The 15755-nt window shown below is 47.1% G+C and carries 15 protein-coding genes; all 15 read right to left on the reverse strand.

Translation table 11 applies throughout. The annotated features are described in order from the left end of the window. Nucleotides 1–3: 3 nt before the first annotated feature. A complete protein-coding gene (gene cheY, locus Q1A08_RS14935) occupies nt 4–390 on the reverse strand; it encodes a chemotaxis response regulator CheY (protein ID WP_299774312.1) in 387 nt (128 codons plus the stop codon). 377 nt (nt 391–767) lie between these two features. Then, entirely contained in the window at nt 768–1496 is a 729-nt protein-coding gene (locus Q1A08_RS14940) for an RNA polymerase sigma factor FliA (protein WP_299774519.1), read from the reverse strand. 26 nt (nt 1497–1522) lie between these two features. Then, nucleotides 1523–2350, reverse strand: a complete 828-nt coding sequence (locus Q1A08_RS14945) for a MinD/ParA family protein (RefSeq protein ID WP_299774314.1) — start codon at nt 2348–2350, stop codon at nt 1523–1525. 124 nt (nt 2351–2474) lie between these two features. Then, the gene (gene flhF, locus Q1A08_RS14950; RefSeq protein ID WP_299774316.1) at nt 2475–4070 is read right to left on the reverse strand and encodes a flagellar biosynthesis protein FlhF; all 1596 of its coding nucleotides are present in this window, start codon (nt 4068–4070) and stop codon (nt 2475–2477) included. Between the two features lie 56 nt (nt 4071–4126). Then, entirely contained in the window at nt 4127–6337 is a 2211-nt protein-coding gene (gene flhA / locus Q1A08_RS14955; RefSeq protein ID WP_299774318.1) for a flagellar biosynthesis protein FlhA, read from the reverse strand. Between the two features lie 317 nt (nt 6338–6654). Continuing rightward, nucleotides 6655–7761: an SMP-30/gluconolactonase/LRE family protein gene (locus tag Q1A08_RS14960; RefSeq protein ID WP_299774320.1), complete on the reverse strand. Its 1107-nt coding sequence runs from the start codon at nt 7759–7761 to the stop codon at nt 6655–6657. Nucleotides 7762–7937: 176 nt separating this feature from the next. Then, entirely contained in the window at nt 7938–9071 is a 1134-nt protein-coding gene (gene flhB / locus Q1A08_RS14965) for a flagellar biosynthesis protein FlhB (protein WP_299774322.1), read from the reverse strand. A 24-nt stretch (nt 9072–9095) separates the two neighbouring features. Further along, a complete protein-coding gene (fliR, locus tag Q1A08_RS14970; RefSeq protein ID WP_299774324.1) occupies nt 9096–9875 on the reverse strand; it encodes a flagellar biosynthetic protein FliR in 780 nt (259 codons plus the stop codon). 3 nt (nt 9876–9878) lie between these two features. Further along, nucleotides 9879–10148, reverse strand: coding sequence for a flagellar biosynthetic protein FliQ (locus Q1A08_RS14975; RefSeq protein WP_299774326.1), 270 nt, complete (start codon nt 10146–10148; stop codon nt 9879–9881). Nucleotides 10149–10158: 10 nt separating this feature from the next. Further along, nucleotides 10159–11061: a flagellar type III secretion system pore protein FliP gene (gene fliP / locus Q1A08_RS14980; RefSeq protein ID WP_299774327.1), complete on the reverse strand. Its 903-nt coding sequence runs from the start codon at nt 11059–11061 to the stop codon at nt 10159–10161. Nucleotides 11062–11128: 67 nt separating this feature from the next. After that, nucleotides 11129–11593, reverse strand: coding sequence for a flagellar biosynthetic protein FliO (gene fliO, locus Q1A08_RS14985; protein WP_299774330.1), 465 nt, complete (start codon nt 11591–11593; stop codon nt 11129–11131). Between the two features lie 33 nt (nt 11594–11626). After that, nucleotides 11627–12121 (reverse strand): flagellar motor switch protein FliN, encoded by a 495-nt coding sequence (gene fliN, locus Q1A08_RS14990; RefSeq protein ID WP_299774332.1) that lies wholly within the window; start codon nt 12119–12121, stop codon nt 11627–11629. 39 nt (nt 12122–12160) lie between these two features. Beyond that, complete coding sequence (gene fliM, locus Q1A08_RS14995; protein ID WP_299774334.1) at nt 12161–13210, reverse strand: flagellar motor switch protein FliM; 1050 nt, start codon at nt 13208–13210, stop codon at nt 12161–12163. 29 nt (nt 13211–13239) lie between these two features. After that, a complete protein-coding gene (locus Q1A08_RS15000; protein WP_299774336.1) occupies nt 13240–13791 on the reverse strand; it encodes a flagellar basal body-associated FliL family protein in 552 nt (183 codons plus the stop codon). Nucleotides 13792–14072: 281 nt separating this feature from the next. Continuing rightward, entirely contained in the window at nt 14073–15656 is a 1584-nt protein-coding gene (locus tag Q1A08_RS15005; RefSeq protein ID WP_299774338.1) for a flagellar hook-length control protein FliK, read from the reverse strand. Nucleotides 15657–15755 lie beyond the last annotated feature (99 nt).

Here is a 15755-nt window from a genome sequence, read left to right on the forward strand (position 1 = left end):
TGCTTAGCCATTGACCCGTTCAAAAATCTTATCGATCTTTTCCTTAAGAACGGCCGCTGTGAAAGGTTTAACAACATAACCGTTCACCCCTGCTTGCGCAGCTTCTACAATTTGCTCACGCTTAGCTTCTGCAGTAACCATAAGTACTGGCAAGCTCTTAAGATTGTCGTCAGCACGTACAGCTTTCAGAAGATCAATGCCCGTCATTCCAGGCATGTTCCAGTCTGTAACCAAAAAGTCGATGCCGCCAGCTTTCAGCATGGGCAAGGCAGTCATGCCATCATCAGCTTCTTGGGTATTGTTGAACCCCAAATCACGCAATAGGTTTTTGATAATCCGACGCATTGTTGAAAAGTCATCAACAATTAGGATTTTCATATCGGTATCCAATGTAGCCTCCAGGCAGCCCAAAATCGGGCTCATCTAACGGTGAATATATACTTGATGATAGTTGGTAATTCTCGATCTGCGCAGTTGCGTCCGATATTTGTCCGAATTTATTACCTCGAGTTAACGTGTTGGAATTTGTAGAATCCACGCTTACTCAAGTACTTATATTGGTCGTATTTGGGATTTCTTTAGAAATTAAATTAAATAGCACTTTATTTAGCCAGATTGTGGAATATTCGCATAAGAAATGGGCATTACTTATGGTTTGTATCTGCTTTTTTTAGGAAGGGAATTATTACTGAAAACTTATTAATGAAACTAAACACCGAGCATTAATGACAATTTAATGGCACTAGAACGCAAAAAAACCGGCGCTTTTACTTTGCGCCGTTTTTTTGCCAGTCAGAAAGCTTCGATCGAAGCCTTGCAGTGGCTTGACTGTGGATTTGGCTGACCCGAGATTCACTTACGCCAATGATCTGGCCAATTTCTTTTAAGTTAAGCTCTTCATCATAATATAACGCCAAGATCATTCTTTCTCGCTCAGGCAATTCAGATATTGCCTTGGCGAGGGATTCTTTTAAGCCTTCACGCTGCATATTATCGTGCGGCGCTATGAATGCCATGCTGGTCTGCTCGCTGCTCATGCGAGTATCTTCACCACCAAAGGCTTCTTCAAAGCTAAATAAGCGACTGCTGGCATTGTCTTTCAAGACGCTGTAATACTCATCAAGCGTCATCTCCAATTCAGCGGCAATCTCTTGATCAGAGGCATCGCGTCCCTCGCGAGACTCCACGGTATTAATCGCATCCGAAATTCTACGATTATTACGGTGTACCGACCTCGGCACCCAATCGCCCTTGCGCATTTCATCAACGATGGCACCACGAATTCGAATACCGGCATAGGTTTCAAAACTAGCGCCACGTGAAGCATCGTATTTTTGAGAGGCTTCTAATAGCCCAATCATGCCTGCCTGAATCAGGTCTTCTACCTGCACACACGCCGGCATCCTTACCATCATATGGTGCGCAATACGCTTAACTAAAGTCGCATAATCCTCTACACGAATATTGACACTAGGTGTCTGTGTCTGGCCGTACATTGCCAAGCTATCGGATACTGCCATCTCTAAAATCCTGAGTTTGCCACATTGAGCAGCCTTTCAACGAAGAATTCCAAATGCCCTCTTGGGTTATTGGGCAGAGGAAGTTCATCCACTTTTTGTGCCAAGGTTCGAATTGCCTGGGCCGCCTTAGATCTAGGCGCATACTCTAAGATAGGCGTTTGCTTCTGTACTGCTTTACGGACATTTTCATCAAAGGGAATATGACCTATGTACTGCAGAGAAACATCCAAAAAGCGCTGGCAAACTGCATTTAACTTTGCAAATAGTTTGCTACCTTCCTGATTACTGCGGGTCATATTGGCAACCACGCGGAATCGGAAAGTACCATATTCGGTATTCATCAACTTGATGAGAGCATAAGCGTCGGTGATAGACGAAGGCTCGTCGCAAACAACAACTAAAATTTCGTTTGCTGCGCGCACAAAGCTCACCACTGAATCTGATATGCCCGCAGCGGTATCAACCACTAAGACATCTAGATTGTCGGCAATGTCACTGAAGGCCCTGATTAATGCGGCGTGCTCTTGATCACCTAAGGTAGCCATCTGCTGCACACCAGAGGCGGCAGGCACAATATCTACACCACTTGGACCGGGGACCATTATCTCCGCTAGGCGTCGCTCGCCTGACAACACATCAGATAAATTGTATTGAGCTTTTAAGCCCAACAATACGTCCACATTCGCCAATCCCAAGTCGGCATCAAGAAGTACTACCCGGCGATGCAGTTCAGCTAAGGCAATGCTTAGGTTAACAGAGATATTACTCTTTCCAACCCCACCTTTACCTCCGGTCACTGCAATCACTTGAACCGGTCGACCATAACTCATGGGATAATTCGCTCCTGTATCTAGCGGGAATATGGAATAACTCATTAAGTATAGTTGGCTATTTCCATTTATCCTGCCGTTTGGCCAAAAAAATTAAAGTTTTCCGAAGCCAGTATTTTGTTGATTAAAATTCCACCGACTGTTTAAGCAGTCGCGAATCCATTTCCGAAAGTTCTAATGCCGATGAAATCAAATGTTGGCTTCTAGCAACAGCAATATCCTGCGGAATATTCTGTCCATCGGTGCTATAGGCAAGCGGTAAATCATGTTCGATCACCACACTTAAGGCTTCACCCAAACCTGTCGTCTCATCTAACTTACTCAGTACCGCGCCACTTAAACCGCGTCCAGCATAGGCATGGGCTGATGCTTTTAGCATTTGCCATTGGCTATTGGCCGCCATCACCAAATAACTGCGCACAGCTCGGTGTTGCTGCACCAAGGCGAGCTGCTGATGCAACATTGGATCACCATGACGGAAACCTGCAGTATCAATCAGGATTAAGGAACGCTGTTTAAAGCTATCGATAACGTCCTTAAGACTTTCATCTTCCTCAACCACTTTAACAGGCACTTTTAGAATCGCCCCTAAGGCACGTAGCTGATCATGTGCAGCAATACGATAAGTATCGGTAGTGATCAAGGCCACCTGTTCCGGGCCATGCTTCATCACGTAGCGGGCTGCCAATTTTCCAACGGTGGTGGTTTTTCCCACACCGGTTGGACCAACAAAGGCAAATACACCACCCTGCTCCGTAATATCTTTAGGCAAAACGGGAATAGACTGGGTTAGATGGGACAACGCCTCGTTCCAGCTATCTGAAATACTTTGGCCTGGGCTCAAACGATTTAGCAGCTGTTTGCTAACGCCCTGACTCAAACCTAACTTTTCTAAACGGCTACGTACCGCATCTTCAACTGGGTTTTTGACGCCACTTTGATGAGTGGTTTGCGCGATCTGCTCTTCCAATAAACTGCGCATATCCGAAAGTTCAGACATCAACAGTTTCATCTTGTCATCAACATCCATCGCCTGAGGTTGAACAGGAGCCGGATGTGAAGGGGCGCGCAGTTCGCCCTGCATTGCGCGATGATCCACTCGGGTTTGCGAATGCGGCACATTGCTATGCAATGGGTACTGATCGACTTGTAATTGAGGCTGCGGCATTGCTTGGGCTGTGTTTCCACCTTGCCAATGTGCCGCCACCTCACTTGGGTTTACATTATTGGCATGGTTAATTGCTGGGCCACTGGCCACGGCATTAACAGCTGCAATATTTGGCTGCGCGCTCCCTTGGGGGCGTTGGTTTCTGCTAGCCTGTGTTTCAGCTCGCTGGCGTGCCGCCAACATTTTATCGCGCGCTGAGGCAACCTCTTGAGCCAACTCTTCTTGGGTTTTACCAGAGGCCTGACCTCGCGTAGGCGCTTGTTCGCTCACCATGCTGGCGCCAGTCATTTGCTGCGCTAGCTGCTGTCCGTTCATTTGCTGCTGCCAAGCTTGATCGCTCGCCATCGGCAAATCGTAATTGGCAGCAGGGGAATCCTGTAGATGTTTAGTGGGAGTTGGAGCTGGCTTTTGCGGCAGCTCCAATGAGGCCATCACCTCTACACCCTTTTCATTGCGGTGATTGGAAAGAATAACGGCATCCGGGCCCAGCTCATGGCGCACCAGTTCCAAAGCACGTCTCATATCTGCTGCAACAAAACGCTTTACTTGCATTGTACTCTCCTACTCACCCAGCCAAATGAAGCATCGGGTTAATCGTGAATTGCGATCTATGGGCCATCGACGCTGACGGCCATTTCAATCGTAATCTGTTTGTTATCTGGTATTTCGGTATAAGCCAAAACACGCATTTCTGGCACAGAGAAGCGGTTAAATTTCACCATCAATTCTCTAAGCGGTGCAGCGACTAAAAGAATGATGGGCTTGCCCGCCAGCTCTTGCTGCTGTGCTGCATTAATCAGAGCTTGCTGTAGACGCTCTGCTAAACCTGGCTCAATAAACGCTCCATCATCGTTGCCAGATTTTTGTGCCTGCTGTACAGAACCAAGCAAAAGCTGTTCCAACTGTGGATCTAAAGTCATAACAGGCAGCTCTGGCTCAGAGCCCACAAGGCCTTGCACGATTTGGCGAGCCAAAGAGATTCTAGCCGCCGCTTTTAGAGCGACGGGATCTTGACTCTTATCAGAATTGGCGGTGATCGCTTCGGCAATACTGCGCATATCACGAATGGATACACCTTCTTGTAAAAGCCCCTGCAGTACTTTTAGAAGCACGTTCAAGCTAATGGTGTTGGGAACCAATTCCTCAGCGAGTTTGGGCGACTTTTCACTCAAGATATCCAGCAACTTCTGTACATCTTCGTGCCCTAATAGCTCATAAGCATGCTTTTGTAGAATCTGATTTAAATGGGTGGCAATAACCGTGGCTGCATCGACCACGGTATAACCCATGGTTTGAGCGTGATCTTTCTTGGACTCTTCGATCCATACCGCATCGAGACCAAAGGCCGGGTCTTGGGTTTGAATACCTTCTAGCTTGCCAAAAACTTGACCCGGGTCGATGGCCAAGAATGAATCTGGATAGACTTCTGCCTCACCCAAAGTGACACCCATTAGGGAAATTTTATAGGCGGTTGGATTCAGGTCTAGATTATCCCGAATATGCACCGAAGGAATCAAAAAGCCGACATCTTGAGAAAGCTTTTTACGCACACCTTTAATACGGCCCAAGAGCTCGCCATTTTGGTTGGTATCTACCAATGGGATAATTCGATAGCCCACCTCTAAGCCAACCACATCAACAGGCACCACATCGTCCCAGCTGATCTCTTCATTAATATCAGGTGGCTCTACAGCGCCAGCAACAGGAACCAATTCGCCAGCGCCAGCCTGCCCAGCCGAGGCTGGTGCTGCAGAACGAGCAGTAGACTCAGAGCCCCCCTCTTTTGTGGCAGTGTTTCTCTTGTGAATAAAAAACGCCACGGTACCAGTCACAAAGGCCAGACTTAAAAAGGAGAAATGTGGCATGCCAGGAATCGATCCCATCAAAAACAACACACCCGCCGCCACGCCCAGAGCCTTGGGGGAGTCAAACATCTGCCCCATCACCTGGCTACGCATATCTTCAGAGCTGTTAACTCGGGTGACCATGATCGCGGCCGATGTAGACAAAAGCAGCGAAGGAATTTGGGCAACCAAACCATCACCGATGGTCAGCAATACATATTTTTCACCGGCCTCAGCAAAGCTCAGCTCATGCTGCGCCATGCCAACGATAAGACCACCTACAACATTGAGAACAAGAATTAGAATGCCAGCAACTGCATCACCACGAACAAACTTACTAGCACCATCCATTGCCCCGTAGAAGTCGGCTTCACCCGCAACTTCTTCGCGTCGAATGCGCGCTTGATCTTGATCGATCAAACCAGCATTTAAATCAGCATCAATAGCCATTTGTTTACCCGGCATGGCATCCAAGGTAAAACGCGCACTCACTTCGGAGATTCGACCAGCACCCTTGGTTACCACCACGAAGTTAATAATCATCAAAATGATAAAGATGATTAAACCAACCGCGTAGTTACCACCAATAACCACCTCACCAAAGGCTTGAATCACCTTACCGGCCGCATCACCACCATTGTGGCCTTCTAACAGCACGACACGAGTAGAGGCCACATTCAGCGCTAGGCGCATTAGGGTGGCGACCAACAGAATGGTAGGAAACACCGCGAAATCTAAGGGGCGTAACGTATAGATACCCACCAATAAAACCACGATAGACAAGGCGATATTAAAAGAGAAAAACAAATCCAGTAAAAAAGCCGGCAACGGAAGAATCATCATGCCCAGCAGCATCAACAACAACAGTGGCACACCAAGGTTACCCTGGCTTAGGCTGCGCGCCTGGTGGATGGCGGTATCGCGATCGAACTGCTGCGGTAAGGCTCTGATATCGGCGAAACTGGGTAACTGCATAATTCGGCTTTTTGACACTCAAATGGATTGAATATTGAGTATCGCAAGAAGTGTACCGAAATTGCCGCAGGGCGGAATATTTTTGCCACCTAATAAAAAAGCCCGCTAGCAGGCTATTGAAAAACTATCTGCGTTGCCATCGCGTTGTTAAAAACAAGCTCAAAATGCTCATTTATTACATATAAACTGTGCTTTTTCGCTTGTTTTTGCCTAGCGCTGACTGCCTCGAAAACGTTTTTCAACAGCCTGCTAAATAGTGACTCTAGCGGGCTTTTGGAAAATCTCTATGGCAAACAAGAAAGTGTCTGACTGGTCGATTATTGCACGGTACCTTTATGTGCCAATAAGTCGACACGCTTTTCGACTCTGGCAGCAACCGGCGCCATTAAACTGCTGATGTATAAATAATCATCAGTTTCCAAAACGCCTGTGGTAACAGGATAATTGCCGCTTGGGTCTTGCAGCGAAACCTGAACTTCGCCATCTGAGTTTATCGCCACAACATGACCATAAAACTTCGCGGCCGGCCTTACAAATGCAGGAAAGCGTTGAACCATTTTACGCAGCCAAGGCTTATCGGCCAAAGCATCTACAATGGGCAAGCGTGGAGAGACTAAACCAAACCAAAAACGGCCACCTTGCCCCGTTACGATATTGTCCGGGAATCCAGGTAGGTTATCGATAAGGACTTCCATCTGCCCTTCTCTTTCACCCGCAATCCAGTATTTATGAATACGGTATTCGCTGGTTTCATTGATCAGTATAAATTCCCCTGCTGGGTCCATCGCAATGCCATTGGCAAAGCTTAATCCATCGACAAGCAGTTTGGTGCTCTTATCTGCAGGGTCATAAACTAATACTCTACCCGAGCGCGAGTGTTCCATCACATCGAGCAAGCTCGCCTCATAAGTACCGCCGTTTACTTCAGCACCAAAACGCACAGATGCATCTGAGAAGTACATTTTGCCATCTGGCGCGATATCAACATCATCGGCGTAAAGAATTGGGCTATCGCCGATATGATCAGTCAATACCGTGATGGTTTTATCCTTTGCGATGCTCAGCAAACCGCGATAGGCATCGGCAACAACCAAATTACCAGCACTATCAAAGTCCATCCCCAATGGACGACCCTTGGTATCCACCCAGCGCTTAAAGCTGTTCGAGCCTCGATCTTTTTTTAGGACCCAACCGCTATGAACAGAGGCGTAAATCGCTCCTTCCACATCGGCATCCATATCCTCTGGGCCGTGTTCTTTAGCAATATCAAGATGTTCTAGATCCGCAAGTTTATGGTTTTGTTCAAAGATCTCCTGATAACCAGGATCCTTAGGCGCTTGCCAAGCTATTGGCTCGACCGGAACCGGCCAGAAACAAAAATAGAGTATTAATAAGATGACAATAACTGAGCTGATGCGAAACATAAGATGCCTTTTGTTTACTTTTTTTAGGGCGATTCATGGGGTCTTGTCGATAGGCGGGCAAACTATCAAATACTGCCAGCACCGAAAGGGTAAATATCGCAACTGAATATCACAACAAGAATTCTACCCCATCAGGGCTAGCCCCCACAGCCAGAAAGGCTATTTGGATAGTGATTTTATTTGTCGTAACGCATATCTGGCGGAATCGGCACATCTTTTGGGAACATTGGCCTTTCACCCTGACCGCGTCGGAAGTTTCTCAAGCCAAAGACATAGGCCAATACTTGCGCAACCGCCATATAGAGGCCAGCAGGAATTGCATCGTCAATTTCGGTGGTGTAAAAAATCGCCCTTGCCAACTGGGGAGATTCAATAATTTCAACGCCATTGGCCTTGGCAATTTCACGAATCTTAAAGGCTATATTATCGCCGCCCTTGGCAAGCAAAACAGGTGTAGCCATATTATTGGGGTCGTATTTTAAGGCGCAGGCAAAGTGAGTTGGGTTAGTAATAACTACATCCGCCTCTGGCACATTCGACATCATTCTATTTTGAGCCATTTCGCGCTGCAGCTGTCGAATCCTACCCTTAACTTCCGGCTTACCCTCAGAGTCCTTCATCTCATCCTTAATTTCCTGCATTGACATCTTCAGCTTGCGGGAGTTATCCCATATCTGAAAAGGAACATCGACAATGGCAATAAGAATGGTGGAAGCCGCCAAGATAATGGCTGCAATCCCAGACAAGACCATGGAGTTTTCGAGGGCTACATTTACGTCCTGGTATGCCAAACGCAAAATATCTTCTTGTTGCGCCAGTAATATAACGATAAGAAGAATAAGAATAACCGATACTTTACCAACGCTCTTAAGTAGTTCCATCAATCCTTTAACGCCAAACATACGCTTTAAGCCCGACAAGGGGTTCATGCGACTGCCTTTGGGCGCTAGTGATTTGGCACTGAACAACCAACCACCTAAGGAAATCGGACCAATAATACTGGCTAAGGCCAACACGGAAAAAATGGGAACAAGGATGTACAAACCATCGTATATAGATTCACCTAGCTGGGTGAACATCAAGTTTGTATCGAAGACAACATTACGATCCAAGCTTAAATTGAAGCGCATAATAGCTTCCATACGCTCGGTAATATAGCCACCCAACATAAACAAACAAATAGTGCCACCCAATAGCAACACCGAAGTTGTCAGTTCACGCGATCGCGGAACCTGGCCCTCCTCCCGGGCCTTTTCCAGCCGTTTGGGCGTGGGTTCCTCTGTTTTTTCCTGACTGGAATCTTCAGCCATACTGTCGCTGCCTCCAGAAAGAAATTAAGGGTTCTGTACGAGGTTTTGCAAAAACTGCAAAGCCTCATACATAAAAGTATTGAAATTTGGCAAGAAGCTAACAAGGGACACCCACATTAGAAATAAGCCAAATACCAAGGTTAAGGGAAAGCCAACAGCAAAAATATTCATTTGAGGTGCCGCTCGCCCCATCACACCAAAAGCTAAATTCACTACCAATAAGGCGGTTAACAAGGGCAAAGCGATGACTAAGGATGAACTGAACATCCAGCTGCCCAATCCGATAATCATTAAGATAGCCTGTCGATCTAGCCCTACAGTTCCAATTGGGATTGAATAAAAACTGGCGGTTAATGCCTCAATAACCAATAAATGCGCATCAACGGCAAAGAACAACAAAGTCACGGTAATCGAATAGAACTGAGAAATTAAGGGTATGCTAACGCCAGTAGAAGGATCATTCATGGCCGCGAAACCTAGACCTAATTTTCCCGCAATTACTTGGCCACCTAAGACAAAGATCTGCATAAACACCTGCAGTGAAAAACCCATCGCCAAACCGATGACAAGCTGCTGCATGCTGATCACCATCATCTGCAAGGACATCAGTTTAACTTCGGGCATTGGAGGTAAAAGCGGCGTGACCAAAACAGCCAGCGCGAAGGCCAAAGCCAATCTAACTCTGGCAGGAACAACTCTCGCGCCAATCAAAGGCATAGCCAACAACACACCACTTATTCTAGTCAGCGGCCAAATATACTGGCCAACAAACTGAAGGATCTGCTGTTCGCTAATAACCTCCACAGCTTAGCCAATCATCAAGGGAATATTGGTAAAAAGACGATCAAAAAGATCAGTAAACTTGGTAATTAACCAACTACCACCCACCATGATTGTCGCAAGTGTGATCAGTAATCGAGGTAAAAAGCTCAAGGTTTGTTCGTTAATCTGCGTGGCGGCCTGAAACATGCTAACCAAAAGGCCAACTGCCAAGCTCGGCCCTACAATGACAGAAACGATTAACACAATTAAGTAGAGCGCATCACCAAGTATATCCATTACGAGCTCAGGGGTCATAGTAAGCTCCTCAATATCCGTAGCTGGCAGCTAAGGTGCCAATAAGCATCGCCCAGCCATCGACCAGCACAAACAGCATAATTTTAAACGGCAATGAAATAATCAGCGGTGATAACATCATCATACCCATGGCCATCAAGACACTGGCTACAACAATATCGATAACCAAGAACGGAATGAAAATAATAAATCCAATCTGGAAAGCGGTTTTTAGCTCACTGGTGACAAAGGCCGGAATGAGAATATTCAATGGAATCTCGGTAGGCGTAGCCACTGGTGGCTTTTGCGCAATTCGCATAAACAAATCAATATCAGACTCACGAGTTTGCGCCAGCATAAACTGGTGAATCGGCTCTCTTGCCGCTTCCAATGCTTGACGAGAAGTCATCTTCTCTTCGATATAGGGCTGTAAGGCTTGCTCATTTACCACCTCAAACACCGGCGTCATAATGAACATGGTCAAGAACAATGACAAACCAATTAAGATTTGATTCGAAGGCGACTGCTGCAAGCCCAAAGCTTGTCGCAAAATAGCAAAAACAATGATGATGCGAGTGAAAGAAGTCATCATCATCAGCAGTGCTGGCAACAGAGTAAGCCCTGTCATGATCGCCAGGATCTGTAGGCTTACCGTATAGTCTTCACTACCATCTGGGTTCGTAGTAACGGTTAAGGCAGGTAAGCCTGGGATCGATTTGAGTGGAATATTAGCCGCGCTAGGCTCACTGCTTTTAAGCTCTTCACTGGCGATTTGCGCCACTGTGGCCACGTCGGAACCTTGCAGTGAAGTTTCTTCGCTTTGCTGTGCAACACTCAGCCCTACACAAGCGAGTGACATTGTAAAAACCAATACACATAGTCGACACAATGGCAGCGCTTGTTGAATTAGTCGGTCTAGGATCTGTTTTAGCATAGTGAATCTTTTAAAATAGCAGCTCTTTGTAAATATCAGTTCTACCGGCTTTGTTGCTCATCCTGCCCTAAACAGGCTTTTTATTGACTGCCATTAAACCCGCCAGCTTAGCCTTAAAATCAACCACAGCTTCTGGATTTTCTACTACGCGCTCAGGGATACTCTGTTGCTCAAAGCTGTGTAAAGCGTTAATCGAGTGCGCTGTGACACCCAGCAAGATTTGCTGCCCATTAACTTCCGCCAGCACTAGTTTTTCTCGGGTCCCCATACTGGTACTGTTTAGCACCTTGATCGGGCTGGCCGAGAGACTACTTTGGTTCGAAAAACGCTTTAGAAACCATGCCAAGGCATAAATAATCGCAAGAACAAATCCAAGCGCAACAAATACCTGCAGTAGTTGAGTTGAGGCACTGGGCATATTAGCAATTGGCTGCTCGACAGCAGCTTGTTCCGCAAGCGCCAATATCGGTGCACAAGAAATCGTACAAAACAGCTTTATTTGAAGACCAAACTTGTTACTTGCGAAATTCATCTCTGAAACTCCTTCAATCGCATCCGATAGTTACTATCGCAGACGCGCTATTCTTTCTTGTGGACTGATTACATCGGTCATCCGAATGCCAAACTTCTCATTGACCACCACAACTTCACCGTGAGCAATCAAGGTTCCGTTAACCAAGACATCTAAGGGCTCTCCGGCTAAACGATCGAGTTCAATCACTGAGCCTTGGGTCAGCTGTAATAGGTTTCTAATGGATATAGATGTTTGGCCTACCTCCATTGACATAGAAACGGGAATATCCAGAACCACTTGCAAGTCTGGTTGTTCTGCCGAGCCACCAGCGGGCGCCGAAAAATCCTGTAATGGCATAGGGTCAGCTGCAGGCTCAGGTTCTGGCTCAGCCTCTTCTTCACTGACACCCGCTTCTGCCATTGCCGCAGCCCAATCATCTTCAACATCACCGCCTGTTTCGCCGGCCTCATCCATTGCCGCCGCCCACTCATCAGCCATGTCGTCCTGATTTACATCACCCGAATCATTCTGATCGTCATCACTCATGGTTTTCTCCACCTCTTAGGCAATTTGCCTGTTTTACGCTTAGGCTGAAGCCTTATTAAGATCTTCACTAAATTCTTCACTTGCAGTGCTTACCCCAGCAATGCGCAACAAGTCTGCCGTTTCTTCGTCTTTATTCTCAACAACACCTTCAATGCGCATAGAGAGATTTCCCCGCGATTGCCCCAAAGTGCTGCGAAAAACCGGCACACCATTCGCCGTCACCACATGCTCTTCGGGCAGTTCAATTGGGATAACATCGCCAGGTTTTAAATCCATCACGTCCCTCAGTAATAGAGACTTTCTAACAATGTCACACTCTAAGTTAACGCTGGCTTGTAATACCTCTGACTGCATGGATTTCACCCAACGCGAATCAGTTTCATCCGCTTCACTTTGAGCGCTGTTATCCAACAGATCTCGGATCGGCTCCAGCATTGAGTAAGGAATAGTGATGTGCATTTCACCACCACCACCATCCAGCTCGACATGAAACTTACTCACCACAACGATTTCATTCGGGCCAACAATATTGGTCATCGCCGGGTTTACTTCGGCGTTTAAGAACTCAAGCTCTACCGGCATAACGGCTCGCCAGGCTTCCGCTAGGTCCATCAAGCATTGATCTACCACCATCTGCACTACACGCAGCTCAGTTGGGGTAAATTCTCGCCCTTCAATTTTGGCGTGGCGCCCATCACCACCAAAGAAGTTATCCACCAATTTAAAGACCAGCTTGGCATCGAGAATAATAAGACCAGTGCCGCGCAAGGGGCGGAACTTAAGCATATTCAGACTGGTTGGCACGTACAGCGTATGAACATACTCACCAAACTTCATGGTTTGCATGCCGCCAACAGAAACCTCTGCGGATCGGCGTAAGAGATTGAAAACACTGATCCGGGTATAACGCGCAAAACGCTCATTAATCATCTCAAGCGATGGCATTCGACCGCGAACAATGCGGTCTTGTGCGGTTAAGTCATAGAGGACAACATCGCCTTCTTCAACCTCGACTTCGGTCTCGACTTCGCCATCATCAACACCATGCAATAAGGCATCAATTTCGTCTTGTGAGAGTAAATCTTGCATTATGAATACACTCGCTGCTCGCTGATGATTTATTGCATAACAAAGTTGGTAAACAAAACCTGCTCGACGCCAGGCTCACCAATTTCTCTGTCCATCATGGTTTGAACTTCTTCCAGCGCCAATTGACGTACCAGCTCTTTGCCTTCTGGTGTTTGCAACTCTTCATAGATCTGTCCGCTGAACAGCATCACCAAGGCGTTGCGAATCATCGGCATATGCAGCTCTGCAGCAGATAGAGCCTGATCAGTACGCATCATTAAGGTCACCTCAGCCTGAAGGTAACGCTGACGCCCACGCGCTTCAAAATTTACGATAATGGCAGGCTTGAGCGGCAAGTAGATGGCCGACGGAGTCGGCTCAGCGGCTTCCATTTCATCGCCTTCTTCGCCTTCCTCAGCCTCCTCTGAATTTTCTTCGCCTTCACCTTCACCCTCTTCTGTTTGTTCTGTCTTTGCTTCATCAAAGAAGCCCAATGCAAACAAGGTTCCACCGACTGAGGCGCCAATCAATACCAAGCCCAACACAATAAAGATGATGAGTTTCTTTTTTCCGCCGCCAGAGGATTCGTTTTCTTCAGCCATGGGCTCTCCGTCAATTTCCAGTCACTTCTTGGATTACGCATATAGTTGAGCAAGAGCCGTGCCATTATTTTGCCTAGGGCTTCTTACTCTCTTTCAGCATAGTTCAATGAGCATATATCAGCGTCGATTGTGCTTTTATGTGCAATCTGAAGTCTGGCTTTGATGGCAATTAAGGAATTGAGAAGCCCCCTGCTAGCAAGTCAGAGGTATCGCTAACAAGGAGGCTACTGAAGGAGCTTTGGAGACGGTTAAATTAAACAAACACAGCGCCAATATGGCACTTAAACATACGAATCCACCAGAGAAAGCGACTGCCGCAAAGGCTGCTGAACCGCTTCAGTTTCGACCAAATCATCATCAAAAGCTGCGCGCGAACCACCAGAGTCACCCTCAGAATGCTGTTGCGCGCCTTCACCGCCAACGTTTACATCCGCAAGGTTCAAGCCTTGTTCTTGAAACATTTCACGCAAACGGCTTGAGCTTTGATCCAACGCTTCGCGCACACTGGCATGGGGGCTATTGAAACTAACCTGGGCCTGCTCCTGATTTAATTGAATTTTGATCTGCAAGCTTCCCAGCTCAGGAGGATCAAGACGTATTTCCGCTTTGGATATATTTCTAGCTGAGAACCAGGCGACCTTTTCAGCTATTTCAGCTTTCCACTGGGGCTGAGCAATATCAGATTGCATGGTACTGCGACCTTGTACATCGGCTCCGCGCTGTAACTGAAAACTATGCTCCATACCGCTGGTTCGGCCTAGGCTTTGACTATGGCTCACACCCGTGCTTTCTCCATATGCGCTAGCACTCGGGGCACTTGATACTTCCTTAAATAGCTGATTAGTGGTTAATTTTGAAATCGGCGCCAGCTCAGCACTCGCGCTTTTTAGTTTTGGATCGCTTACGGTAGACAGACTCAAGTCAGACGCTAGTTCCTCAGCACCCTCTTCCGTTGGGTTGTTGCTGGTCTCTGGCAAAATGGATGAGCTTTGATTCTGCCGGTTTATGCTTGCTAGCTTAGCCGCCAGCTCCGCATCAATGGTTTTGACGCTGTTTGTTTCAGAAGCCTGAACAGTTGCTGCAGGTGCTGCGGCTTGTAAAAGCGAAGAGTCATCTAGGATCAAATCCCCTGTTTGTGATTCTTCAGTAAGCGGCTGATCATCTGGCAGTTCAACCACCGCAAGCGCCTCGGCATCAAGCTCTACTTCCGTATTTTCACCAGAAAATAATATAGCCCCCGAATCCAACCCTAGATCTTCTCCAGTGGGCAATTCATCGCTAGTAGTCATAGTATCAGATTCGACCGAGGACTCAGGAATCGACACCCCAAGCAAGGCCAGAATAAATTTTTCCTCAGAACTCATATCGCCGTATGTTGTCTCATCAGGCACTAACGGCACTTCATTTGACTGGGGTTCACTTTTTGTTTCGTTTGGCTTGCCCGCTCCGCTCTCTGTGCCGCGCTCGGTTTCTTCTGAACGATTCAGCTTTTCCGATCTTCCAACAGCCCCATCAGGCTTTTCTTGAGCAGGCTGCGCCCGGTGATTGTCAGCGCGATCATTGTCTCGTCGACTGGACGAAACGTCCTGCCGATGGTTGCTGCGATTTCGGGAGTGGTCCAATTCTCTGCTACTATTAGCCGAATCACTTTTATCTCTAGAGTTATCATTGGCTTGGCGGCGCGAATAATCAGGCCCTTCTCCTAACTCAGAAGCGCTGGCACTGCCTGTCTGTTGCCCTAACTGAGATTGCGCAGCCCAGTGCTCAGAGAAGCTCGTACCAGCTGTTTGTCGAGACGAGTTCTTTGGCGTCGGGTTGACCGATGACAGACTATTCAGAAGAAGATCACTTGTTGTCGCTGGCATGGATTTTCATTTCCTATTGATTCAACAGCGGCAAGTTTTTGCCTGCATCTGAGGCTCGAAGCACTCAGAGCACGAAAAACGCTACCGCATTTATGATTT

The organism is uncultured Pseudoteredinibacter sp. (assembly GCF_947500695.1).
GTDB lineage: Bacteria > Pseudomonadota > Gammaproteobacteria > Pseudomonadales > Cellvibrionaceae > Pseudoteredinibacter.